At 68.6% G+C, this 22,016-nt stretch carries 20 protein-coding genes and 1 pseudogene; 14 read left to right on the top strand and 7 right to left on the bottom strand.

Annotated elements, in window-relative coordinates; translation table 11 throughout:
- Positions 1–27 precede the first annotated feature (27 nt).
- Together ACLJQZ_RS19150 and mnmA are read left to right on the top strand one after the other, a co-directional pair.
- On the top strand, positions 28–1,224 hold the full coding sequence (locus ACLJQZ_RS19150; protein ID WP_410621336.1) for a cysteine desulfurase family protein: 1,197 nt from the start codon (positions 28–30) through the stop codon (positions 1,222–1,224).
- 4 nt (positions 1,225–1,228) lie between these two features.
- A complete protein-coding gene (gene mnmA / locus ACLJQZ_RS19145; protein WP_410621335.1) occupies positions 1,229–2,320 on the top strand; it encodes a tRNA 2-thiouridine(34) synthase MnmA in 1,092 nt (363 codons plus the stop codon).
- Between the two features lie 5 nt (positions 2,321–2,325).
- Here mnmA and ACLJQZ_RS19140 read toward each other — a convergent pair whose 3' ends face one another.
- From ACLJQZ_RS19140 to ACLJQZ_RS19120, 5 genes are all read right to left on the bottom strand, one after another.
- On the bottom strand, positions 2,326–3,531 hold the full coding sequence (locus tag ACLJQZ_RS19140; protein ID WP_410621334.1) for a DUF222 domain-containing protein: 1,206 nt from the start codon (positions 3,529–3,531) through the stop codon (positions 2,326–2,328).
- A gap of 266 nt (positions 3,532–3,797) precedes the next feature.
- On the bottom strand, positions 3,798–4,250 hold the full coding sequence (locus ACLJQZ_RS19135; protein WP_410621333.1) for a GNAT family N-acetyltransferase: 453 nt from the start codon (positions 4,248–4,250) through the stop codon (positions 3,798–3,800).
- 10 nt (positions 4,251–4,260) lie between these two features.
- Positions 4,261–4,662 (bottom strand): GNAT family N-acetyltransferase, encoded by a 402-nt coding sequence (locus ACLJQZ_RS19130; RefSeq protein ID WP_410621332.1) that lies wholly within the window; start codon positions 4,660–4,662, stop codon positions 4,261–4,263.
- 23 nt (positions 4,663–4,685) lie between these two features.
- Positions 4,686–5,729 (bottom strand): MBL fold metallo-hydrolase, encoded by a 1,044-nt coding sequence (locus ACLJQZ_RS19125; RefSeq protein WP_410621331.1) that lies wholly within the window; start codon positions 5,727–5,729, stop codon positions 4,686–4,688.
- Between the two features lie 105 nt (positions 5,730–5,834).
- Positions 5,835–6,656: a phospholipid scramblase-related protein gene (locus tag ACLJQZ_RS19120; RefSeq protein WP_410621330.1), complete on the bottom strand. Its 822-nt coding sequence runs from the start codon at positions 6,654–6,656 to the stop codon at positions 5,835–5,837.
- Between the two features lie 134 nt (positions 6,657–6,790).
- On the opposite strand from ACLJQZ_RS19120, the gene ACLJQZ_RS19115 reads away from it, so the two are divergent.
- From ACLJQZ_RS19115 to ACLJQZ_RS19100, 4 genes are all read left to right on the top strand, one after another.
- Complete coding sequence (locus ACLJQZ_RS19115; protein ID WP_410621329.1) at positions 6,791–7,828, top strand: methionine synthase; 1,038 nt, start codon at positions 6,791–6,793, stop codon at positions 7,826–7,828.
- 85 nt (positions 7,829–7,913) lie between these two features.
- The gene (locus ACLJQZ_RS19110) at positions 7,914–8,612 is read left to right on the top strand and encodes a hypothetical protein (RefSeq protein ID WP_410621328.1); all 699 of its coding nucleotides are present in this window, start codon (positions 7,914–7,916) and stop codon (positions 8,610–8,612) included.
- Positions 8,613–8,623: 11 nt separating this feature from the next.
- Positions 8,624–10,804 carry an NAD-dependent DNA ligase LigA gene (gene ligA, locus ACLJQZ_RS19105; protein WP_410621327.1) on the top strand — a complete coding sequence of 727 codons (2,181 nt, stop codon included), beginning with the start codon at positions 8,624–8,626 and terminating at the stop codon, positions 10,802–10,804.
- On the top strand, positions 10,797–11,291 hold the full coding sequence (locus ACLJQZ_RS19100; protein ID WP_410621326.1) for a GNAT family N-acetyltransferase: 495 nt from the start codon (positions 10,797–10,799) through the stop codon (positions 11,289–11,291). Before ligA ends, ACLJQZ_RS19100 begins: the two co-directional genes overlap by 8 nt.
- 181 nt (positions 11,292–11,472) lie before the next feature.
- On the opposite strand, the gene ACLJQZ_RS19095 is transcribed toward ACLJQZ_RS19100, so the two are convergent.
- Positions 11,473–12,126 (bottom strand): amino acid-binding protein, encoded by a 654-nt coding sequence (locus ACLJQZ_RS19095; RefSeq protein ID WP_247064029.1) that lies wholly within the window; start codon positions 12,124–12,126, stop codon positions 11,473–11,475.
- 236 nt (positions 12,127–12,362) lie between these two features.
- On the opposite strand from ACLJQZ_RS19095, the gene gatC reads away from it, so the two are divergent.
- The 8 genes from gatC (at position 12,363) to ACLJQZ_RS19055 (ending at position 20,544) form a co-directional block, all read left to right on the top strand.
- On the top strand, positions 12,363–12,662 hold the full coding sequence (gene gatC, locus ACLJQZ_RS19090; RefSeq protein WP_247061885.1) for an Asp-tRNA(Asn)/Glu-tRNA(Gln) amidotransferase subunit GatC: 300 nt from the start codon (positions 12,363–12,365) through the stop codon (positions 12,660–12,662).
- On the top strand, positions 12,659–14,176 hold the full coding sequence (gatA, locus tag ACLJQZ_RS19085) for an Asp-tRNA(Asn)/Glu-tRNA(Gln) amidotransferase subunit GatA (RefSeq protein WP_247061887.1): 1,518 nt from the start codon (positions 12,659–12,661) through the stop codon (positions 14,174–14,176). The genes gatC and gatA overlap by 4 nt, the downstream gene beginning before the upstream one ends.
- Positions 14,173–15,678, top strand: coding sequence for an Asp-tRNA(Asn)/Glu-tRNA(Gln) amidotransferase subunit GatB (gene gatB / locus ACLJQZ_RS19080; RefSeq protein ID WP_410621325.1), 1,506 nt, complete (start codon positions 14,173–14,175; stop codon positions 15,676–15,678). The genes gatA and gatB overlap by 4 nt, the downstream gene beginning before the upstream one ends.
- An 8-nt stretch (positions 15,679–15,686) precedes the next feature.
- A complete protein-coding gene (locus tag ACLJQZ_RS19075; protein ID WP_410621324.1) occupies positions 15,687–16,223 on the top strand; it encodes a hypothetical protein in 537 nt (178 codons plus the stop codon).
- Positions 16,224–16,619: 396 nt separating this feature from the next.
- Positions 16,620–17,711: a Gfo/Idh/MocA family protein gene (locus ACLJQZ_RS19070; RefSeq protein WP_410621323.1), complete on the top strand. Its 1,092-nt coding sequence runs from the start codon at positions 16,620–16,622 to the stop codon at positions 17,709–17,711.
- Between the two features lie 14 nt (positions 17,712–17,725).
- Complete coding sequence (locus tag ACLJQZ_RS19065) at positions 17,726–18,643, top strand: PmoA family protein (RefSeq protein ID WP_410621322.1); 918 nt, start codon at positions 17,726–17,728, stop codon at positions 18,641–18,643.
- Positions 18,644–18,652: 9 nt separating this feature from the next.
- Entirely contained in the window at positions 18,653–19,402 is a 750-nt protein-coding gene (locus tag ACLJQZ_RS19060) for a cupin domain-containing protein (RefSeq protein ID WP_410621321.1), read from the top strand.
- A 2-nt stretch (positions 19,403–19,404) separates the two neighbouring features.
- Positions 19,405–20,544 (top strand): Gfo/Idh/MocA family protein, encoded by a 1,140-nt coding sequence (locus ACLJQZ_RS19055; RefSeq protein ID WP_410621320.1) that lies wholly within the window; start codon positions 19,405–19,407, stop codon positions 20,542–20,544.
- 141 nt (positions 20,545–20,685) lie between these two features.
- Here the strand turns inward: ACLJQZ_RS19055 and ACLJQZ_RS19050 are convergent.
- A pseudogene (locus tag ACLJQZ_RS19050) lies at positions 20,686–21,577 on the bottom strand (IS982 family transposase).
- Positions 21,578–22,016 lie beyond the last annotated feature (439 nt).

Raw genomic sequence — 22,016 nt, 5'->3', positions numbered from 1 at the left:
GCTGGAGCGGACTACTCTGAAGGGGCGATGACCTATCTCGACCACGCGGCGACCACTCCGATGTTGCCCGAAGCCATAGCGGCGATGACCGAGGCGCTGTCCACCGTGGGCAACGCCTCAGCGCTGCATTCCTCGGGTCGCCGAGCCCGACGGATGGTCGAGGAAGCTCGAGAGACCATCGCCGATGCCTTGGGTGCGCGCCCTTCGGAAGTGATCTTCACCGGCGGTGGCACCGAGAGCGACAACCTCGCGCTCAAGGGCATCTACTGGGCTCGTCACGACGAGCAGAAGCAGCGCCGCCGCATCTTGTGCGGCGCTGCCGAACACCACGCGGTGCTCGACACCGTCGAGTGGCTCGAAGCCCGCTGCGACGCCGAGATCACCTTGCTGGACGTGGACGGCCAGGGCCGCGTGTCGCCTGAGGTTCTGCGTGCCGCGATCGCCTCGGATCCAGAAAGCGTCGCGCTGGCGACGGTGATGTGGGCCAACAACGAGGTCGGCACGATCAACCCGATCGCCGAGTTGGCCGCCGTCTGTGCCGAGTTCGACATCCCGCTGCACACGGATGCGGTCCAGGCCGTCGGCGCTGTCCCGGTCGACTTCGCCGCCAGCGGCGCAGCGGCGCTCACGTTGACCGGCCACAAGCTCGGCGGACCGTTCGGCGTGGGAGCTCTCCTTCTCGGCCGTGACGTGACCTGCGTACCTCTGTTGCACGGTGGCGGCCAGGAACGCAGCGTCCGCTCCGGCACCCTGGACGTCCCGGCGATCGTCGGGTTTGCGGCCGCGGTCCAGTCCAGCATCTCCACTCGGACCGAATACGCGAAGCGCGTCGAGGAACTGCGCGACGAGCTCATCGGAGCGATTCAACGCGAGGTGCCCGACGCCGTTCTCAATGGCGGAGAGTGCGAGCGGCTCCCCAGCCACGTCCATTTCACGTTCCCCGGATGCGCCGGCGACAGCCTGCTGATGCTGCTCGACGCCAAGGGCATCGAATGCTCGACAGGATCGGCGTGCACCGCGGGCGTCGCCCAGCCGAGTCACGTACTCCTCGCAATGGGCGCGGACCCAGCGGCCGCTCGTGGCTCGCTCAGATTCTCTCTCGGCCACACGTCCACCGCCGCTGACGTCGAGGCGGTTGCAGCCGAGATCGGCGGTATCGTCACACGCGCGAGACAGGCCGGACTCGCCGGAATGCGCAAGCAGACCCAGAAGCAAGAGGTGTAAGGCAATGCGGGTTTTGGCCGCGATGAGCGGAGGAGTGGATTCGGCAGTCGCCGCGGCGCGCGCGGTTGATGCCGGGCACGATGTCGTCGGCGTGCACCTGGCGCTGTCGGCGAAACCTGGCACTCTGCGCACTGGTTCGCGCGGGTGTTGCACGATCGAAGACTCGCACGATGCCCGGCGAGCAGCTGACATTCTCGGTATCCCCTTTTACATTTGGGATTTCGCCGAGCGGTTCACCGAAGAAGTCGTGGAGACTTTCGTCGACGAATATGCCGCCGGCCGAACGCCGAATCCCTGTGTCACCTGCAACGAGAAGATCAAGTTCGAGGCTCTCCTCGAAAAGGCAATGGCACTCGGCTTCGACGCGGTCGCGACCGGCCACTACGCGCGCCTGTCCGTAGTTGACGGTGTGCCCGAGTTGCGCCGTAGTGCGGACAGTGGCAAGGACCAGTCCTACGTGCTCGCCTCCCTTACCTCGGAGCAGCTCAGTCACGCGATGTTCCCGCTCGGCGACTCCTGGAAGACCGAGGTGCGAGCAGAGGCCGAGCAGCGGGGGTTGTCCGTCGCGAACAAGCCGGACAGCCACGACATCTGCTTCATCCCTGACGGCGACACCAAGAAGTTTCTGGAGAACCGGCTGGGGCAGCGTCCGGGCGAGCTCGTCGACGCGGAAACCGGTGCAGTGCTCGGTCAGCACACCGGTGTGCACGGATTCACTGTCGGGCAGCGCAAGGGTCTCGGTATCGAAGCCCCGGCACCGGACGGGCGTCCTCGCTACGTCCTGTCCCTGGAGCCGGTGTCCGGCTCCGTCAAGGTCGGCTCCGTGGCCAGCCTCGGGATCAACGTGATCGACGCCGACCGGGCGATCTGGCCGAGTGGCCATCCGCTGACGGAGCCGACTGAGTGCGTGGTCCAGGTTCGGGCTCACGGCGGAATCGTCAATGCGGTCGCCGAAGTGGACTCGGACACCATGACTGTGCGGCTACGAGAACCGTTACGTGGGGTCGCTCCAGGGCAGGTCGTCGTGCTCTACCGACCGGATTCTGACGGCGGCGATATCGTGCTGGGCAGCGCGAAGATCTCGGGCACTCGCTGACCTCGTCATTTCCGAGGCTTCTTCGAGGACCGGTGCGCTCGTCGCCGGATCGGATGCATTGATGGTGGTGTTGTAGAACGAACCCCGCCGGTCGGCGTCGCAACGTTCACGGTCCCGTCAGGAGTGACCTCGTAAGCCCACCCAGGCTGGTTCTTCAGCTTACGGTGGCGGGAGCAGAAGGTGACCGGCTGGTGCACGACTGCCTCGGTCCCGCCTGACGCTCGAGTCGGCTCGATCCCGCAACTCTGGGCGGGCCGCGTGCACCCAGGCTGTCGGCACTCCTGGTCTCGGACGCGGATGAACTCGTCGTGTGCCGAGTCGAGCGGATATCGCTTCGGCGAGAGCTCGACCACCTGGCCGGTACGCGGGTCGGTGAGAACTCGTCGCAACGTCGTGTCGGGCCCGCTGATGATGCTGCGGGCGACCGCAGGTGCAATCGGACCGCGGCCGGCCAAAGTCACCGGGAGATCGTTCAGGCTCAGATAGGTGGCCAGGTCGACGTGCAAGAACACCTCGGTTCGTGCGCTCGGCCCACCCGTGCCGCTCAGGAGCAGATCCAGCGCGACATCGGCTCGGAGCTGGTCCAGTGTTCGCGCTTCTTCGGGCGTCTTCAGGGCGCGAGCAGCCTGGTCGATGCGGGTATAGACGGCGGTTGCCTTCTCGGTCGGAGCATTGTTGATCGACAGGTGGGTCACGGCGGTGTCTTGGTGGTGCAGGCTGAACCGTCGTTCGAGGAGCTTCTGCTCGGTCCGACTCGCGGCACCTTCCGGGTCGGCCTTTGCGGCGGCGTACGCGGCCGCCCGACGGACCTGGGTGGCGTTCCGTCCGGGAACCCGATCTTCGAGCGCTTCGTCGACGATGCGCACGTAGTCACCGGAAACCCAGGCGGTGGCGTCCGTGACCTTCATGGCGCGATAGAGGTCCAGCCTGCCGTCGTCCATGAGGTTGAGCATGCGCGGAAGCCGGGCGATCAGCGCGTTGGCCGCGGAAACAATGGCACCGGCGCGGTGTTCCGTTATGGACAGGGCCAAGGCCACTTCCGAAGCTGTGCTGGGTGCCCGTCTCCGGCGCACGCTGAGGTCCGCGATCGCTCTCAGTTGAAGTGCCTGGAGCTTGGAGATTTCGGCATCGGTGTCGCGTATCAACTCGACGACCTGGTCGTCTTGCATGCGCTGCAACGTATCCGGGCTCGCGCGGACGGTCTGCAACATGAAGGGAAGCTTGCCGTGAGTGTTCCGGGAATTGGTCGCGGGGTCGAGTTTGCGGAGTGATCGCGAAGATGACATGAGCGCGACCGTACGGCAGTTTTCGGCAAAATTGCGGCGGAGGGCACGAACGGTCCGTTCGTGCCCTCCATGGCTTGACTCGCCGAGACTTATTCAGGAATGGTCGGTTTGTGCGGACCTATGCAGTGACAGATCCAAGGGGAGTGATGACCGTGAATGGTCCTATGTGGATGTTCGAGTCGGCCGGTCGTTCAGAGCTTCAGCTTGAATCCGGTGTGGCTCGGCTCGAAACCGAGGCGCTCGTAGAACCGGTGCGCCTGCGTTCTGGAGGTGTCCGACGTGAGTTGTACAAGGGCGCACCCGCGCCGCCGTGACTCGTCGATCGCCCACCGAAGGAGGTCGGCGCCGAGGCCGGAACCCCGATGATCGGCCCGGACCCGTACGGCCTCGATTTGACCGCGAAGTGCGCCACGCCTCGCCAGGCCGGGAATGATGGTCAACTGCAGGGTTCCGACAGTCTCGTCGTCGGCCACGACCACGACCAGGAGCTGGTTCGGGTCCGCGTCGATAACGTCGAACGCCTGCAGGTACGGGGCTAGATCGGCGGGGTCGTCACGGGTCGCGCCGAGCTGGTCGTCCGCCAGCATGTGCACTATCGCTTCGACGTCGTCACGCCGTGCTTTGCGGATGGTGTAGTCGGTCACGGCGCCAGTATCACAGCGCGCGAGTGAACCCTTGATAACTGTGTTCGAATCCGAAACGCGCGTAGAACTCTCGCAGATCGGCGCGCGCGAGGCCGGAGTCCAGGTGGAGCCGGGTGCACCCACGTCGGCGAGCTTCGTCGACACCCCAGCTCAGCAGCGCGCTGGTCACGCCTCGCCGGGCAGCGCGGATACCTTCCAGCAGGCCACGCGATGCCCCGTCCCAGGCCAAGCCACGCATTACCGTCAGTTGCGCGGTGCCGACGACGCCGTTGTCGTCCTCAGCTACGACCAGCGTGACGTGCGGGGTGCTCGTGAGGTCGCGGAGTGTGGTTGCCAGCGGTCCGCCCGGTGCGCCGAACAGGCGCTCGAGCGCCGCGATGTCCGTTGCCCTGGCACGTCTGATGACATCCATTGCACCCAGTATGCAGGAAGCCCTCAGGTCACCGAGTAGTGCAGGACTCCGTCGACGACCTGCGCGGTCAGTTTGCCTTGCGAAACCAGCAGGTCGAGATGTGCCGCGGTTTCCAGGACGGCGAGCATCCGGTTGAACGAGTCCATTTCGGACAGCTTGCGCTTTCGACGGGTCCAGCCGACTCGGTTAGCGGCCTCGAACACGGTGCTCGCGCCGGCAGCGATCTGCCCGCCCATGGTCTCGAGGCGTTCACGGTGGTGTTCCAAGAGTTCGTCTACACGGGTGTGCACGCTCTCCGACACCGGACCATGGGCGGGAAGCATGCGACGGTCAGGCATGGAACGCACCAGGCGCAGCGAATCCATGAAGTCGTTCAGGGGCAATTCGGCCGGCACCGGCTGGAAGCCGATGGACGGTGTGATGTGCGGCAGTACGTGGTCGCCGGAGAACAACAGGTCGGCCGCGTCGTCGACGAAGACGAGGTGTCCGCTCGTGTGTCCCGGAGTGGCGACGATGTCGAAGTCGCGTCCCGGCATGATCGATCGGCGTCCTGGTGTCAGCCACTCGTCGGGCGCTTCCCACAGATCGGCTTCCCTGTGGCGCCGGTTCGTGCCGAACTCGTGTCCCAGCGCTTCGACGACCTCGCCGGCGCCCGCCTTGAACAGGAGGTCGACCTGGGCTTCCATCGGCAACCGTTCAGAGTTGCCCGAAACCTTCAGTGACGGCTCTTCGTCTTGGCCGAGCGCGATCTTCGAACCGAACTCACGGCGGAGCACGACCGCCTGCGAGTAGTGGTCGCGATGGACGTGGGTCACGAGGAACTCGCTGACGTCGGCGAGCTCGGCGCCGATCCCGCCGAGGGCGTCAGTCAGCCGCTGACGGGCCACGTCCAGCGCCCAGCCGGAGTCGACCAGGACCAGCTTCGTGCCGTCTGTGACTGCGTAGACGTTCACCGCGCGCAGGCCGTCGTTGGGCAGCGGCAACGGGATCCGGTAGACGCCCGCCGACACCTCGTAGATCCCGGGTTCGGTCCAGTTCCGGTCGCTGCTTTCCGGCAACGGTTCCACGGTGACCTCCGTCCCGGCGAGACTCCGGCGTCCCGGCCTTTTCTTCACCCTGTGCCGTGCCTGGCCCGCTGTCCACCTGGAGGAGATGAGACGCCGGTCACTAGGTCAGTCGGTGTCCTGCTTCAGAGCGGTGTCGATCGTGAGGGCCGCGGCGACCACCATGCTGGCCAGCGGATCCGGCAATGGGTGAGGGATCTCGACCACGTAGTTGTCGGCCGTGGTGAAGGCGGCCTTGATGAAGCCACCCCACGTCTTGGTCACCCGGGCGACCTCGGTGCCGGTGTGGTCCCGGATGGAGAAGTTCCAGGCGCGCCAGTTCTCGGCGAAGATCCCGCCGACCGAACGGCCGTCGACGACGAAGCCGAAACGGATCTTCCCGAACACGTTCTCCTGGACGATCTCGCCGATCGGCGACTCGTCGGCCCGGGTGACGAGGAATCGGGACTTGAACACCTTGGCCGGCCGCGTCACCTTCAGCACCGTGCTGTGGCTGGCGTCGCGGACCTCGAACTTGTGGGTCAGGAACTGGTCGTAGTTGGTCAGGAGCCGGATCGCCTTCTTCAACGTGCTCTGGCCGACCTCGACGACTCCGCCGATCCGGGTGCCGTTCTGATCGAAGACGCCGAACTCGTTGGCCATCTCGATCAGCTTGGCGCGCTGGTTCACCACCAGGACCGGCTCGGTGAACAACGTCCCACCGCCGTTGCGCGCGCTGCCGCGGCTGCGGGTGGCGCGACTGACCTGGTTCTGGATCCGCGACGGGTCGTGGGCGCGTTCGATGTCCAGCTCGATCGGCTCGGAGTCGCTCGGCGGGACCTGGTGGGCCGGACGCGTGTTGGCGGTCCAGGCCTGACCGTCCCACCAGCGGTGCAGCCGCGGGTCCCGCGCGTCGGGATACCAGCCCGGTTGCGGTGGCGAACTCGTCATGACCGGGCAGCCTATCCGCGCGGACGCGCCCACGGACCACGTAACGGGAAATGCGGCGTATGTCCGCCTCCGTGGAGTGCGGTCCGGTGGCCCGGTCGGTGTCGGTGGCCGGTGGTCGACCAGAATCCGGGGTTGTGAGCAAACAAGCTTGGCCCAGCGGTGCCGCGACGGCGATCGGCTCGATGCCCGGCACGGACCCCGCGGAAGCGGCGGCGGTCGTGTTCGGCGAGCTGCCGGACTTCCCGCACCTGCCGGAGTTGCCGGCCCGCGGCGTCGGGGCGGACATGCTCGGGCGGACGGCGGCGCTGCTGGTCGACCTGGCCGTCGAGGTCGTGCCGAGCGGCTACCGCGTCACTGCCCGGCCGGGGCACGAACACCGGCGGGCCGTCGACCTGCTTCGCTGGGATCTGGACGCGCTGCAGGAGGCCAAGGAGAAGGCCGGGGTCACGCCACCGGTCTTCAAGGTCCAGCTCGCCGGGCCGTGGACGCTCGGCGCCGGGATCGAGCTGCCCCGCGGCCACCGGGTGCTCACGGACCGCGGCGCCCTGCGGGACTTCACGTCGTCCCTGCTCGACGGCCTCGCGGAACACGTCGCGGAGGTCCGGTCCAGGATCGGTGCTCCCGTGGTCGTCCAGTTCGACGAGCCGTCGCTGCCCACGGTGCTGACCGGCGGGCTGTCGACGCCGTCCGGCTACGGGAACGTCGCGGCGGTGCCGGAACCCGAGGCCCGTGATCTGCTCGCCACCGTCATCGAAGGCGCGCGCACGATCACCGACCAGCCGGTGATCGTGCACTGCTGCGCCGCGGAACCGCCGCTCGGTCTGCTGCGCGAGGCCGGCGCGGACGCCTTGGCGTTCGACCTCCGGGTGCTCGACGGCGTGTCCGCCGCGTTCCTCGACGAGATCGGCGAGGTGTGGGACGGCGGCGCGACGCTGTTCATGGGCGCGATCCCGACCACCGCCCCCGCCACTCCGGTGAGCCTGAAGGATGTCGGCGAAGCGCCGTTCCGGCTGGCGAGCCGGCTCGGGTTCAACGAAAGCGTCCTGGCCGAACGCGCCGTGCCGACCCCCGCCTGCGGTCTTGCCGGCGCGACGCCGGACTGGATGCGCCGGGCTCTCGCGCTGTCCCGTGAGCTGGGCAAGGCCTTCGTGGAGCCGCCAGAACGTTGGTGACGGATTTCCGGCAACTCGCCGACGTCGGCGCGGCACGCCAAGTAGCGTGGCGGGGAAGCCGACCGAACGAGGACCACCGATAGCCATGCGCCTGTTCCGCCGCAAGAGCTCTGCCGCCGATCCGCCCGACCCGCGCACCGCGTGGCCGGAGCAGCACGTGCCGGCGGACCCGGCCGTCGCCGCGGAGACGTTCTGGCAAGGCTGGTACGACCTGCTTCCGATGGTCAGCGCGGCACTCGGCGAGGGCGAGCCGCACCGGGTCGAACACGAGCTCTGCCAGCTGGTCGAGGCGCTGCACCCCCGGCTGCACTTCTCGCTCGAACGTGGTCGTCGGTCGATCTACGCCCTGGTCGTGACCGGCCAGGAGGACCCCGAAGTGCGGCCGTTCACCGACGCGTGGCGGGCCGCCGCGCCGCCGGACGACGCCATCTGGGAGTACCACGACTCGGTCCCGCCGGTGCCCGATCCGACCGAGGTCACCGTCAACCTCGGCGAGCACCGGATCTCGCTGGCCGATGTCCGGGTCGTCGCGCAGGTGGACGAGGACGTCGTCGACGTCGCCGTCTTCCACCCCGGGTTCCGGGACCTCGACGAGGCCACGCGGCTGACCATGACGTTCCTGCCCCTCGACGCCACATTGGGTGAACGTCTGGCCGCCGAACGACTACGGCGTGTCGAGACCGCGGAGACCGAACCGGCGGGCGCGATCACCCTTTTGGAGTTCCGTGAACTGGTTCGCGGGCTCGGCGGCGGGACGCCCGAAAATGTCGGTGCCGCCGACTAGGGTTACCACCCGTGAGCAGCACAGACCGTCCCCAGGACCAGATCGCGGCGGTGGACGCCCCGGAGGCCGCCGAGGACGTCATCGACGTCCCGGCCGACGTGCGGGAGCGCCACAGCGCGCTCGCGGAGGAACTGCGCAACCACCAGTTCCGCTACTACGTCCTGGACTCGCCGATCGTCTCCGACGGGCAGTTCGACGAGCTGCTCGGCGAGCTGCAGGCGATCGAAGACGCGCACCCCGCGCTGGTCACACCCGAATCGCCGACCCAGCGGGTCGGGGGCACGTTCTCGACCGAGTTCACCGCGTATGACCACCTCGAGCGCATGCTCAGCTTGGACAATGTGTTCGACCGTGACGAGTTCCTGGCCTGGGTCGAGCGCGTCGAGAAGGAGGTCGGCCGGACCGAGTTCCTCGCCGAGCTGAAGATCGACGGCCTGGCGATCAACCTGTTGTACGAAAACGGCCATCTCACCCGGGCGCTCACCCGGGGTGACGGCCGCACAGGTGAAGACGTGACGCTGAACATGCGCACGCTCGAGGAGGTGCCCGAGACGCTCACGGGCACCGAACAGTTCCCGGTGCCCGCTCTGGTCGAGGTCCGTGGCGAGGTCTTCTTCCGCGTCGAGGACTTCCTCGAGCTGAACGCGAAGATGGTCGAAGCCGGGAAGCCACCGTACGCGAACCCGCGCAACACCGCCGCCGGGTCGCTGCGGCAGAAGGACCCCAAGATCACGAAGGAACGTCGCCTGCGGCTGATCTGTCACGGGCTCGGCAAACGCCGGGGTTTCGAGCCGCAGCGCCAGTCCGAGGCGTACGACGCGCTGGCCGCGTGGGGCCTGCCGGTGTCGCCGCACAGCAAGGTCCTGACGACGGCCGAGGAGCTCACCGAGCACATCGCCTACTGGGGTGAGCACCGCCACGACGCCGAGCACGAGATCGACGGCGTCGTCATCAAGGTCGACCAGGTGTCGCTGCAGAGGCGGCTGGGCTCGACGTCGCGGGCGCCGCGGTGGGCGATCGCGTACAAGTACCCGCCCGAAGAGGCGATCACCACATTGCTGGACATCCAGGTCGGCGTCGGCCGCACCGGGCGGGTGACGCCGTTCGCGGTCACCGAGCCGGTCACGGTCGCGGGGTCGACCGTCGCGCGCGCCACCCTCCACAACGGGGAAGAGGTCAAGCGCAAGGGTGTGCTGATCGGCGACCGGATAGTCATCCGCAAGGCCGGCGACGTCATCCCCGAGGTCCTCGGGCCGGTGGTGGACGCGCGCACGGGCGACGAGCGCGAGTTCGTCATGCCCACCCATTGCCCGGAATGCGGCACCGAGCTCGCCTACCAGAAGGAAGGCGACAAGGACATCCGCTGCCCGAACACCCGGTTCTGCCCCGCGCAGCTGCGGGAGCGGCTTTTCCACCTGGCCGGCCGCGGCGGTTTCGACATCGAGGTTCTCGGCTACGAGGCGGCGGTCGCGCTGCTGGACGCGCGGGTGGTCGCCGACGAGGGTGACATCTTCGACCTGGACGAGGACAGCCTGTCCGAGGTCGAGTTGTTCCGCACCAAGGCCGGCGAGTTGTCCGCGAACGCGCGAAAGCTGCTCGCCAACCTCGACGCGGCGAAGGACCGGCCGCTGTGGAAGGTGCTCGTCGCGCTGTCGATCCGGCACGTCGGGCCGACGGCCGCGCAGGCGCTGGCTCGCGAGTTCGGCTCGGTCGAGCGGATCGAGGAAGCCACCGAGGAGGAGCTCGCGGACGTCGACGGCGTCGGCCCGACCATCGCGCGCGCGACCCAGGAGTGGTTCGAGGTCGACTGGCACCGTGAGATCGTCGAAAAGTGGCGACGTTCCGGCGTACGGATGGAAGAGGAGCGCGACGAGTCGATCCCGCGCAACCTCGAAGGCCTGTCGATCGTGGTGACGGGTTCGCTCGACGGGTTCTCCCGCGACGAGGCCAAGGAGGTCCTCATGGCCCGCGGCGGCAAGGCGGCCGGGTCGGTGTCGAAGAAAACGGCGTTCGTCGTCGTCGGGGACTCGCCTGGTTCGAAATACGACAAGGCGGTCCAGCTGAAGGTGCCGGTGCTCGACGAGGCCGGCTTCCGCGTCCTGCTGGAGCGGGGGCCCGAGGCGGCGCGAGAGGTGGCGCTGCCGGCCGGCGACGAAACCACCGAAGACGAGTCCGGGGAGACGGATGGGTGATGTCGAGATCCGGCCACCGCGGCCGGGGGAGTACGCGGCAGCCGGCGAGGTCACTGTCCAGGCCTACGACGTCGACGGTCATCTGGCCGGAGACGTCGGGTACGACGCGGAGCTGCGTGACATCGCGCGCCGGGTCGAGCTGGCCGAGGTGCTCGTCGCCGTCGGCGAGGCGGGGGACGTGCTCGGCTGCGTGACGATCGTGCAGCCGGGTTCGGCGTACGCGGAGATTTCACGTCCGGGCGAACTGGAGTTCCGGATGCTCGCGGTGGCGCCGTCGGCGCGTGGCCGTGGTGTCGGGGAGGCACTCACGAGGGCCGTGCTCGATCGCGCCCGGACGTTGGGGCTTCGCAGGGTGGTGTTGAGCAGCCTTGACGGGATGCGCACCGCGCACCGGCTCTACGAACGCCTCGGTTTCACCCGGCTGCCCGAACGCGACTGGCGGCCGTTCCCGCACATCTCCCTGATCGCGTACCGGATCGACGTCTGACCGAGCGGGATCGAGGGCGACGAGGTTCGTTGTCGAAGGGGCGACGTCTTGAGAAGAGACGTCGCCCAAAATCGGCCGACCGAGCCAACAAGCCGATTGGCTGTCGACGGCCGCGCATGCCCACCCGGCCGGGTGGCCGGGATGGCGTTGCCCGGATTCGGTCGACGCGGTCTACCTCGCGTCAGCCGTCGAGGACGACCGCGACGATCCCTGCCAGGTGAGCGAGCCGGGCGACTTCGGCGGCGCGGAAGTTCGGCCCGCCCGGGCGGGCCACCAGCAGCGCCTTGCCCGGCTTGCCCAGTGGGGTCGCGGCCAGCTCGGTGCCCAGTTCCTTCCACGTCTCCGGGATCCAGGCCTCCTCGCTGTCGAGCACCGTCGCGCGCTCGAGCGGCAGCCAGGGCAGATCCGTGATGGGAGTTTCCGGCGCGGCACTCGACGATGCCAGCCGGACGGCGCCGGTCTCGGAGTATTCGACGATCATCGCCCAGCCCGCGCGCACGATGCGGGGTACGCCCTCGGCCAAGATGTCGAGACCGGTCTTCGGCCGCGCGGCTATCTCTTCGACGAGTTCGAGCTCACGGTGGGTGTCGAGCACGCCCGCGTACGGGCGGACCGCGTCCACTTCGACGCCTTCGACACTTTCCGCCGCCGTGATCAGCGCGTCGGGCAGGCGGCCCGACGGGAGCTCGACGACCAGGTCGTCCACGGCCACGCCCGTGCCGCGTTCGACGACGTCCACGCTGAGTATGTCCGCGCCTACCGTGCCGAGGGCCGTGGCGACCGCGCCGAGGGTCCCCGGGCTGTCCGGAAGGAGGACCCGGATCAGGAACGACACCACGCGCCCCTCTCACCTCTGGCGTCCCAGCCTTGCCGTGGGACGCTCGATGCCGGTCGCCGATTGTGACAGACCCACCCGGCTCGCGGGACCCACTGTCCGCCGGGCGGGACTTCGGTGTCGCCGGACGGCACTCAGCTTGCGCCGGGCGTAACCCAGTCGAGTCCGCCCACGCCGCCACCATAGACTTGCAGCTTCCGAGACAACCCGCACAGCACAACCCGGGAGTCACCCGCGTGCCCAACATTTCCCGAGACGAGGTCGCGCACCTCGCGAAGCTGGCCAGGCTGGCCGTGACCGACGACGAGATCGACGTCTTCGCCGGCCAGCTCGACCAGATCCTGGACTCGGTGGCCAAGGTGAGCGAGGTCGCCGCCGAAGACGTGCCGCCTACTTCGCACGCCGTGCCGCTGACGAACGTCTTCCGGCAGGACGTCGTCCGTCCCGGGCTCACCCAGCAGCAGGCCCTGGCCGGTGCGCCGGCCGCCGAAGAGGGCCGGTTCCGGGTGCCGCGGATTCTGGGGGAAGAGCAGTGACCGAGCTGATCAAGCTGACCGCCGCGGAGCTGGCGGAGAAGATCCACACGCGCGAGGTGTCCGCGGTCGAGGTCACGCAGGCCCACCTGGACCGGATCGCCGAGGTGGACGACCACGTCCACGCGTTCCTGCACGTCGACACCGAGGGCGCGCTGGCCGCGGCCAAGGCCGTCGACGAGGGCATCGCCGGCGGCCAGGCGCCCGTGTCGCCGCTGGCCGGCGTGCCGCTCGCGCTGAAGGACGTCCTCACCACCGAAGGCATCCCGACGACGTGCGGGTCGAAGACCCTCGAGGGCTGGATCCCGCCGTACGACGCGACGGTGACGCGCAAGCTGCGCGAAGCCGGCGTCGTCATCCTCGGCAAGACCAACATGGACGAGTTCGCCATGGGGTCGTCGACGGAGAACTCGGCGTACGGCCCGACGCACAACCCGTGGGACCACGCCCGCATCCCGGGTGGTTCCGGCGGTGGTTCGTCGGCGTCGATCGCGGCCTTCGAAGCCGCGCTGGCGATCGGTACCGACACCGGTGGCTCGATCCGGCAGCCCGGCTCGGTCACCGGCACCGTCGGCGTCAAGCCGACCTACGGTGGCGTGTCGCGCTACGGCCTCGTCGCTTTCTCGTCGTCGCTCGACCAGGCCGGGCCGTGCGCCCGCACGGTGCTCGACGCCGCGCTGCTGCACGAGGTCATCGCCGGCTACGACCCGATGGACTCGACGTCCATCGACGCGCCGGTCCCGCCGGTCGTAGCGGCGGCCCGCCAGGGCGCGAACGGCGACCTGTCCGGCGTCCGCGTCGGCGTGGTGAAGGAGTTCGGCGGCGACGGCTACCAGCCGGGCGTGCTGCGGTCCTTCGAGGCCGCGGTCGAGCAGCTGCGCGCGCTCGGTGCCGAGGTCGTCGAGGTGTCCTGCCCGAACTTCACCTACGCGCTGCCGGCGTACTACCTGATCGCGCCGAGCGAGTGCTCGTCGAACCTCGCCCGGTTCGACGCCATGCGCTACGGCCTGCGCGTCGCCGACGACGGCACGCACAGCGCCGAAGAGGTCATGTCGCTGACCCGCGAAAAGGGCTTCGGTGCCGAGGTCAAGCGGCGGATCATGCTGGGCACCTACGCGTTGTCGTCGGGCTACTACGACGCGTACTACGGCTCGGCGCAGAAGGTGCGCACGCTGATCACGCGTGACTTCGCCTCGGCCTTCGAGAAGGTCGACGTCCTCGTTTCGCCGACCACGCCGACCACGGCGTTCAAGATCGGTGAGCGCGTCGACGACCCGATGGCGATGTACCTCGCCGACCTGTGCACCATCCCGTCGAACCTGGCCGGCAACGCCGCGATGAGCGTGCCGAGCGGCCTGTCCGACGAGGACGGGCTGCCGGTCGGCCTGCAGATCATGGCCCCGGCGCTCGCCGACGACCGGCTCTATCGGGTCGGCGCCGCCTACGAGGCCGCCCGCGACGCCGCCGCCGGCGGTTCGCTGGTCCACAAGGTCCCGGAGCTGGGAGGAACGAAGTGACTGCCGTGGCCGAGTTGATGGACTACGCCGACGTCATCGAACGCTTCGACCCGGTGCTCGGGCTCGAAGTGCACGTCGAGCTGAACACGAACACCAAGATGTTCTGCGGCTGCGCCAACGAGTTCGGCGGCGAGCCGAACACGAAGGTGTGCCCGACCTGCCTCGGCATGCCGGGCGCGTTGCCGGTGGTGAACGGCAAGGCCGTCGAGGGCGCGATCCGGATCGGTCTCGCGCTGAACTGCGAGATCGCCGAGTGGTGCCGGTTCGCCCGGAAGAACTACTTCTACCCGGACATGCCGAAGAACTTCCAGACGTCGCAGTACGACGAGCCGATCGCCTTCAACGGCTACCTCGACGTCACGCTCGACGACGGCGAGGTCGTGCGCGTCGAGATCGAGCGCGCGCACATGGAGGAGGACACCGGCAAGTCGCTGCACGTCGGTGGCGCCACCGGCCGGATCCACGGCGCCGAGCACTCGCTGCTCGACTACAACCGCGCCGGCGTGCCGCTGATCGAGATCGTCACCAAGACGATCGAGGGCACCGGCGAGCGGGCACCCGAGGTCGCTCGGGCCTACGTGTCCGCGCTGCGTGACCTGCTGCGCGCGCTCGACGTGTCCGACGTCCGGATGGACCAGGGCTCGCTGCGCTGTGACGCGAACATCTCGCTCATGGCGAAGGACACGACCGAATTCGGCACCCGCACCGAGACGAAGAACGTCAACTCGCTGCGCAGCGTCGAGCGCGCGGTGCGCTACGAGATGACGCGGCAGGCGGCGATCCTCGCCGACGGCGGCACGATCAAGCAGGAGACGCGGCACTTCCAGGAGGCCGACGGCTCGACGTCGCCTGGCCGCACCAAGGAGACCGCCGAGGACTACCGGTACTTCCCGGAGCCCGACCTGGTCCCGATCGCGCCGTCGCGCGAATGGGTCGAGGAACTGCGCGGCACGCTGCCGGAGATGCCGGCCGAACGTCGGAAGCGGATCCAGCAGGAGTGGTCGCTTTCCGACGAAGCCCTGCGTGACCTGCTGAACGTCGGCGCGGTGGACCTCGTGGCGGCCACGGTCGAAGCCGGCGCGAAGCCGGACGAGGCGCGCGGCTGGTGGGTCAACACCCTCGCCCAGGAGGCCAACGCCCGCGAGGTCGAGCTGGCCGACCTGGCCATCAGCCCGGCCCAAGTGGCCGAGGTCATCGGGCTGGTGACGTCCGGCGAGCTGACGAACAAGCTGGCCAAGGAAGTCGTCCAGGGCGTGCTCGCCGGCGAGGGTTCGCCGCGCGAGGTCGTCGAGAAGCGCGGGCTGAAGGTCGTCTCGGACGACTCGGCCCTGCTCGCGGCGATCGACGACGCCCTGGCGTCGCAGCCGGACGTCGCGGAGAAGATCCGCGGCGGCAAGGCGGCCGCGGCGGGCGCGATCGTCGGCGCGGTCATGAAGGCGACCAAGGGGCAGGCCGACGCCAAGCGGGTGCGCGAGCTGATCATCGAACGCGTCGGTTCCTGACCGCTTTCATGACACAGCCGTTTTCCGTCAAGAGCGTCACCTGGCGCGAGTGGCTCGGCCTGGCGGCCGGGCTGCTCGCGCTGGGTTCGGCGTTCCTCCCGTGGACCACGCTCAGCACCAACAAGCCGGACATCGAGGACATCCTCTCGCAGCTGCCGCACGACCAGGTAGTGCGCGACGCGTGGGACTCGAGCTTCTTCGCCTGGTGTCCGCCGCTGCCGTTGCTGCTGGCCGGGCTGGTCGTGGTCGTATTCGGGCGAGTCCGGAACGTGCGGGTCAGCGGCCTGCCGCACCTGTGGCTGGTCGTCGCCGCGGCGTCGGTGCTGCTGATGGCGATCGGCTGGCTCACGCTCGACTGGGAGTTCGACGCCGACCAGCGGGGCATCTTCGAGGCGGCAGGCATCGCCATCGGGCCGGGTTTCGGCCGGTTCCTGGGGATGTTCGCCGCGCTGGCGTCCGGGGTGGTCGCTTTCCTGGACGTGCGGGCGATGCGCGCCGAAAGCCGGCAGCCGCGGAAACGCAGCCTGCGGAACAAAAGCCGCTGAGCTGCAAGAGGGCGCGAGTCTGCAGAACTGTCTGACCTCGGCCTTGCGGTGGCGAAGCCTCGATCTCTGGCGTCAACGTTCGCTTGTCCGCCTGAGGTCGGTTGTGGTGGCAAGTTTCAGTGACCTGCTCGATGTGTGAGTGGCGGCAAGGTCTGCCCGCTGATTCGCGATGCCGCTTGTGGTTGCGAGGGCCTCCAAGTGCGGTGGCCGGTCTTCTGCGCCGGTGCGCGTTCTCGTCCGTTCTGGTTGCGCACCAGGCGCTGACAACGTTGACAGCGGGACGGCCTGTTGCGTGAGAAAGCGCTTTCTGCGACGGTCGAGGAAGCCTCGCTCCAGGGACGTCGAGGTGCGGAGGCTGGTTGCCGGGCATCGCCGCGGAGGGGAGGAGGTCTCACGTTGCATAGCGGAAAGCGCTTACGGGTCGCCGTCGTCGGGGCCGGCGGGATCGCGAAAAGTCACTGGGCCGCGTACGAAGCCCATCGTGATGACGTCGAGGTGGTGGCCGTCGCGGACGTCGATGAAGCGCGTGCCGCCGCGTTCTGTGCCGAGGCCGCGAGCGCCAAGCCGTACCCGGACCTCGGTACCCTGTTGGCCGAGCAGGAGCCCGACCTCCTCTCGATCTGTACTCCGCCCGGACTGCACGTCGAGCAGGTCAAGAAGGTTCTCGAGAGCGGCGCCTGGGCCTGGTGTGAGAAGCCGCCGTGCCGGTCGCTCGCCGAGTACGACGAGATCGCCGCCGTCGAACAGGACGGTGGGCCATATGCCGCTTTCGTGTTCCAGCACCGGTTCGGCTCTGCCGCCGGGCACTTCCGGACGCTGCTCGCGGACGGGGAACTCGGTCGTCCGCTCGTCGCGCATTGCCAGACGACCTGGTACCGCGACGCCGGCTACTACTCCGTGCCGTGGCGGGGGAGGTGGGCGAGCGAGGGCGGCGGTCCTGCCATGGGCCACGGGATCCACCAGATGGATCTGCTGCTTTACCTGCTCGGCGACTGGGCCGAGGTGCGGGCGATGACCGCGCGGCTCGTGCACGACGTCGAGACCGAGGACGTCTCCACGGCGCTCGTCCGGTTCGAGTCGGGCGCGCTGGCGACCGTGGCCAACAGTGTGCTGTCGCCGGACGAAGTGAGCCGGATCCGGATCGACTGCGAAAACGCGACCGTCGAGCTCACTCACCTCTACGGCTACAGCGGCAAGGACTGGCGCTACACCCCGGCGCCGCACGTGGTCGCCGATCGGACGACGCGCTGGGCCGCCTCGCCTGACGACGTCGCCAGCTCGCACACCGCCGCGTTTGCGCCGGTCCTGGCCGCGTACCGGGCCGGGCGGCGGCCGCCGTGCAGTGGGGTGGATGGGCGGCGGGTGCTGGAACTCGTCGCGGCGCTCTACAAGTCGGCCTTCACCGGGTGTGGGGTGCGCCGGGGCGAGATCGGGCCAGATGACGACTTCTACTGGTCGATGGCCGGCGCCGGTCAGGGCTTGGAGTAGGAAGGAGTGCGGGTATGAGCGCGGCGATCACCGTCACTCACCGGCACGGCGATCACGTCGCCGTCGAAGCCGGCGGGGTCCAGTTGATGTCCTATGTGTACAAACCCGACCCGGTGGCCTACGAGTCCCGCAAGCCCTACACCCACCCGCTGCGCACCCTCGGCGGACGGCGCGTCAGCGGCTACCGCCCGGCCGACCACCGCTGGCACAAGGGCCTGCAGATGACGTCGAGCCACCTGTCCGGCCAGAACTTCTGGGGCGGCCACACCTACGTCCCCGGCGATTGGTACCAGGACCTGCCCGATCGCGTCGGCTCGATGCGGCACGACGAGTTCGCCGGGTTTGCCGTCGACGGTGACCGGCTGACCTTCACCGAGCAGCTCACCTGGGTCGCCAACAGCGGTGAGGAGTGGGCTCGGGAGCGGCGCGACATCGTCGTCCACTCGGTCGAGCCGGACGAAGGCGCTTGGGCCATCGACTGGGCGATCGAGCTGACCAACATCCGCGACACGCCGCTCGCGTTCGGCAGCCCGACCACCGCCGGCCGCGAGATGGCCGGGTACACCGGGCTGCACTGGCGTGGGCCGCGCGAGTTCAGCGGGGGTCGGATCCTCGGGCCCGGCGAGCTGGGCGGCGAAGAGATGATGGGCCGGCAGGCGCCCTGGCTCGCCTTCGTCGGCGAACACGACGACGTCGACGCGCATTCGACGCTCGTGTTCGCGCACGCCCCGGAGAACGACAGCGCGATCCACGAGTCGCACTGGTTCGTCCGTTCGCGGGACACGCCGACCGTGGCGATCTCGTGGGCGTTCTTCGAAGAATTCGTCCTGCCCCCGGGGGAGAGCTTCGCCTACTGCTACCGGGTCGTCGTCGCCGATGGCGCCTGGGATCGCGACCGCGTCACCGGCTACCTCGGCACGCACGGGTTCTGAGAGGCGGCCATGGACGAATTCCCCCTTCCGGGTGGCATCGGCGTCTCCCACCTGCGGGCTTACGACTGGGCGGCCGAAGACGGCGTCTGCGGTGGCAGCCCGCACCTGCACCTCGCCTGCACCGAGGCCTACGTCGTCACGAGTGGGCGCGGCGCCGTGCAGACGCTGAGCGTCGGCGGTTACGCCGAGACGCCGTTGGCGGCCGGGGTCATCGCGTGGTTCGCGCCGGGCACCGTGCACCGGATGGTGCAGGGCGGTGACCTGCGCGTCACCGTGCTCATGCAGAACAGCGGCCTGCCCGAGGCCGGCGACGCCGTGTTCACTTTCCCGCCCACGGTGCTCGCCGACCCCGCCGCCTACGCCGAGGCCGCGGCGTTGCCGAATTCCGACGACGCCTCTCGGCAACGTCGTGACCTGGCGGTTCGCGGCTATCTGCCGCTGCGTGAAGCGCTGCTCGACGGCGACCCGGAGCCGCTGCGGGCGTTCCACCGCGCGGCTGTCGCGCTCGTCGCGCCAAAGGTCGGGGAGTGGGTGCCGCAGTGGCGAGCCGGGGCGCTCAAGGCCGCCGAACTGACCGGCGCGCACCTCAAGGCGCTCGCCGACGGCGACGGGAGTCACCTCGAGCAATCGGGGGTGCGGGTCGCGACGCCGTCGAACCCCGACGGCTACGGCATGTGCGGCCGGCGCGCCGAATACGACATCCCCGGTGTGACCGCGCCGTACGGCGGGGAACGAATCATCGACGTGGAAGGCCGGTAGTTGTGAACCAGACCATCGGAGTGCTGCTCAACGGGGTCACCGGCCGGATGGGGTACCGGCAGCACCTGCTGCGGTCGGTGCTGGCGATCCGCGAACTGGGCGGAGTGGCGCTGCCGGACGGCACCCGCGCGCAGCTCGAGCCGATCCTCGCCGGGCGCAACGCCGTCAAGGTCAAGGCGCTCGCCGACCGGCACGGCCTGACGTCGTGGACCACCGACGTCGACACCGCGCTGGAGGACGTGCAGATCTACTTCGACGCGCAGCTGACGTCGGCACGCGAGCCGGCGGTGCGAGCGGCGATCGCCGCGGGCAAGCACGTCTACGCCGAGAAGCCGTTGGCCGAGACCCTGGCCGGGGCGCTGGAGCTGGCGGGCCTGGCTCGGGACGCCGGGATCTGTCACGGCGTCGTGCACGACAAACTGTTCCTGCCCGGGCTGCGAAAGCTGCGGCGACTGGTGGATGGCGGCTTTTTCGGGCGGATCCTGTCCGTTCGCGGCGAATTCGGCTACTGGGTGTTCGAGGGCGACTGGCAGGATGCGCAGAGGCCGAGCTGGAACTACCGCGCCGAGGACGGCGGCGGGATCGTGCTCGACATGTTCTGCCACTGGAACTACGTGCTGGAGAACCTTTTCGGCCGGGTTTCGGCCGTGACCGCGAAAGCGACAACGCACATCCCGCGTCGCTGGGACGAGCAGGGCGAGGCATATGCGGCGACGGCGGACGACGCCGCGTACGGCATCTTCGAGCTGGAATCGGGGGTGATCGCGCAGATCAACTCGTCGTGGTCGGTGCGCGTCTTCCGCGACGAGCTGGTCGAGTTCCAGGTCGACGGCACCGAGGGCAGCGCGGTGGCCGGGCTGCGGCGGTGCCGCGTGCAACACCGGTCGGCGACGCCGAAGCCGGTGTGGAACCCGGACCTGCCGGCGACCGAGGCTTTCCGGGAGCAGTGGGCCGAGGTGCCGGACAACGCCGAGTTCGACAACGGGTTCAAGGCGCAGTGGGAGGAGTTCGTCCGCGACGTGGTCGCCGGACGGCAACACCGCTACGACTTCTTCTCGGCCGCCAGGGGACTGCAGCTCGCGGAGGCGGGGCTGGCGTCGTCCGCGGAGGGACGACGGGTCGAGCTGAAGCCGCTGATCTGACCGGACGCCGCTGGCTTGTGGTCGGCGAGCCGCCGACAGCTGCGCGGCTACTGGTGATGTGGTCCGTTGGGCGACGAGGCGGCTGGGTTGGGCCGGCGGGGCGCCGACTGAGACTAGATGATTGATTCCGTGAAGTTGGTGTTAGTGATCGTAGGCGATCAGTGACCTTTTGCTGGTCAGACCGGTCTGCCAGTTGTGCCAGATGCCGGCTGCCATCGCCAGCAGACGCTGCGCGACACGGATGAACACCCCCGACGAGGTGCGCCCGGCATGCCGTTCGAGACCGAGCTGGCTTTTGAGAGTCTGGTTGACCGACTCGATCCACTGCCGGACTCCGCCGAGGTTGCCATTGCGGTAGGTCTCGTCCTTACGATCCGGACGCAGCAGACGCAGCGCCATCGTCTCGGCGAGCGCCGCGAACTCCGCGCCGGAGAAACCCTTGTCCGCCAGCAAGATCTGGCCGTTGCGGATCAGGTGATGATTGTTGTCCAGCAACGCCGCGAGCACCTCGCGTTCCCCGATCTTGGGGTCGGCCAGGCACCACATGACCGGCATGCCGTCCCCGGTGCAGACCAGGTACAGCTTCAGGCCCCAGTACCACCGGGAATGTGACGCACAGTATCCGTAATTGGCGTGTCCTGCCAGCTCGGAACGTTTCACCGTTTCCTTCGACATGCCGCACGGCACCGGGGTCGCGTCGGTGATCCACAGGTCGTCGAACCAGGATGGGCAGCACGCGGCCAGAGCAATGATCGTTTTGCGCACCAACGGGTACGCCGCCCTGAGCCGTTTGTTGTAGCCGGACTGTCCCGGCAGGCCGGGGGAACCAGGCGCGCCACTTCGACTCACTGTGAAGGTGGCGGATCCAGCGGCGTTCACTGTCGAAGCGCAGCAGCACCTGGGCCACCGCAAGACAGATCAGTTCACTGTCAGTCAACTCGGGTCGGCGGCCACGACCGACCCGAGGTGGGACCACATGGTCATCCACGAGCACGTAGAGTGCTGTCAGGAGGGTGTCTAGTTCTTTGCTCACACATTGATCTTGGACACCCTCCTCTCATGTCCTGAACCGGGTCAGCTCACATGATCTTCACGGAATCAATCATCTAGGGGGCGCGGGATGTTGGCGCGTGTTCAGTTGGGCGACGACAGAGCTGAACCGGATCTGACGGCGGCGGGCTGAGGCGAGCAGGCGCGGGTGTTGGTGGTGTTGTCGGTTAGGCGACGGCAGGGCTCAACCGGATCGGATGACGGCTGCCTGAGGCGAGCAGGCGCGGTTGCGGGTGGCGTGGTCGGTCAGGCGATGACGTGGCTTACCGAACCTGACGACGGCCGGCTGGGGCGAGCAAGCGCGGGTGCCGGTTTGGGCGACGACAGTGCTCAACCGGATGGATGACCGTCGGCCGAGGCGGGTGGGTGCGGGTGCCGGTGGCGTGGTCGGTCAGGCGACGACACCGCTGAACCGGAGCGAG

It is taken from the genome of Amycolatopsis sp. cmx-8-4 (genome assembly GCF_046548675.1).
In the GTDB taxonomy this organism is placed as follows: Bacteria; Actinomycetota; Actinomycetes; order Mycobacteriales; family Pseudonocardiaceae; genus Amycolatopsis.
Note: the sequence above shows the minus strand (reverse complement) of the source record. Positions and strands in the feature narration are given on the sequence as shown.

Coding starts and splice junctions, on each gene's coding strand:
- ACLJQZ_RS19150 (WP_410621336.1), top strand. CDS start 28: ATGACCTATCTCGACCACGCGGCGACCACTCCGATGTTGCCCGAAGCC.
- mnmA (WP_410621335.1), top strand. CDS start 1,229: ATGCGGGTTTTGGCCGCGATGAGCGGAGGAGTGGATTCGGCAGTCGCC.
- ACLJQZ_RS19140 (WP_410621334.1), bottom strand. CDS start 3,531: ATGTTGCAGACCGTCCGCGCGAGCCCGGATACGTTGCAGCGCATGCAA.
- ACLJQZ_RS19130 (WP_410621332.1), bottom strand. CDS start 4,662: ATGGATGTCATCAGACGTGCCAGGGCAACGGACATCGCGGCGCTCGAG.
- ACLJQZ_RS19120 (WP_410621330.1), bottom strand. CDS start 6,656: ATGACGAGTTCGCCACCGCAACCGGGCTGGTATCCCGACGCGCGGGAC.
- ACLJQZ_RS19110 (WP_410621328.1), top strand. CDS start 7,914: ATGCGCCTGTTCCGCCGCAAGAGCTCTGCCGCCGATCCGCCCGACCCG.
- ACLJQZ_RS19100 (WP_410621326.1), top strand. CDS start 10,797: ATGGGTGATGTCGAGATCCGGCCACCGCGGCCGGGGGAGTACGCGGCA.
- ACLJQZ_RS19075 (WP_410621324.1), top strand. CDS start 15,687: ATGACACAGCCGTTTTCCGTCAAGAGCGTCACCTGGCGCGAGTGGCTC.
- ACLJQZ_RS19065 (WP_410621322.1), top strand. CDS start 17,726: ATGAGCGCGGCGATCACCGTCACTCACCGGCACGGCGATCACGTCGCC.
- ACLJQZ_RS19060 (WP_410621321.1), top strand. CDS start 18,653: ATGGACGAATTCCCCCTTCCGGGTGGCATCGGCGTCTCCCACCTGCGG.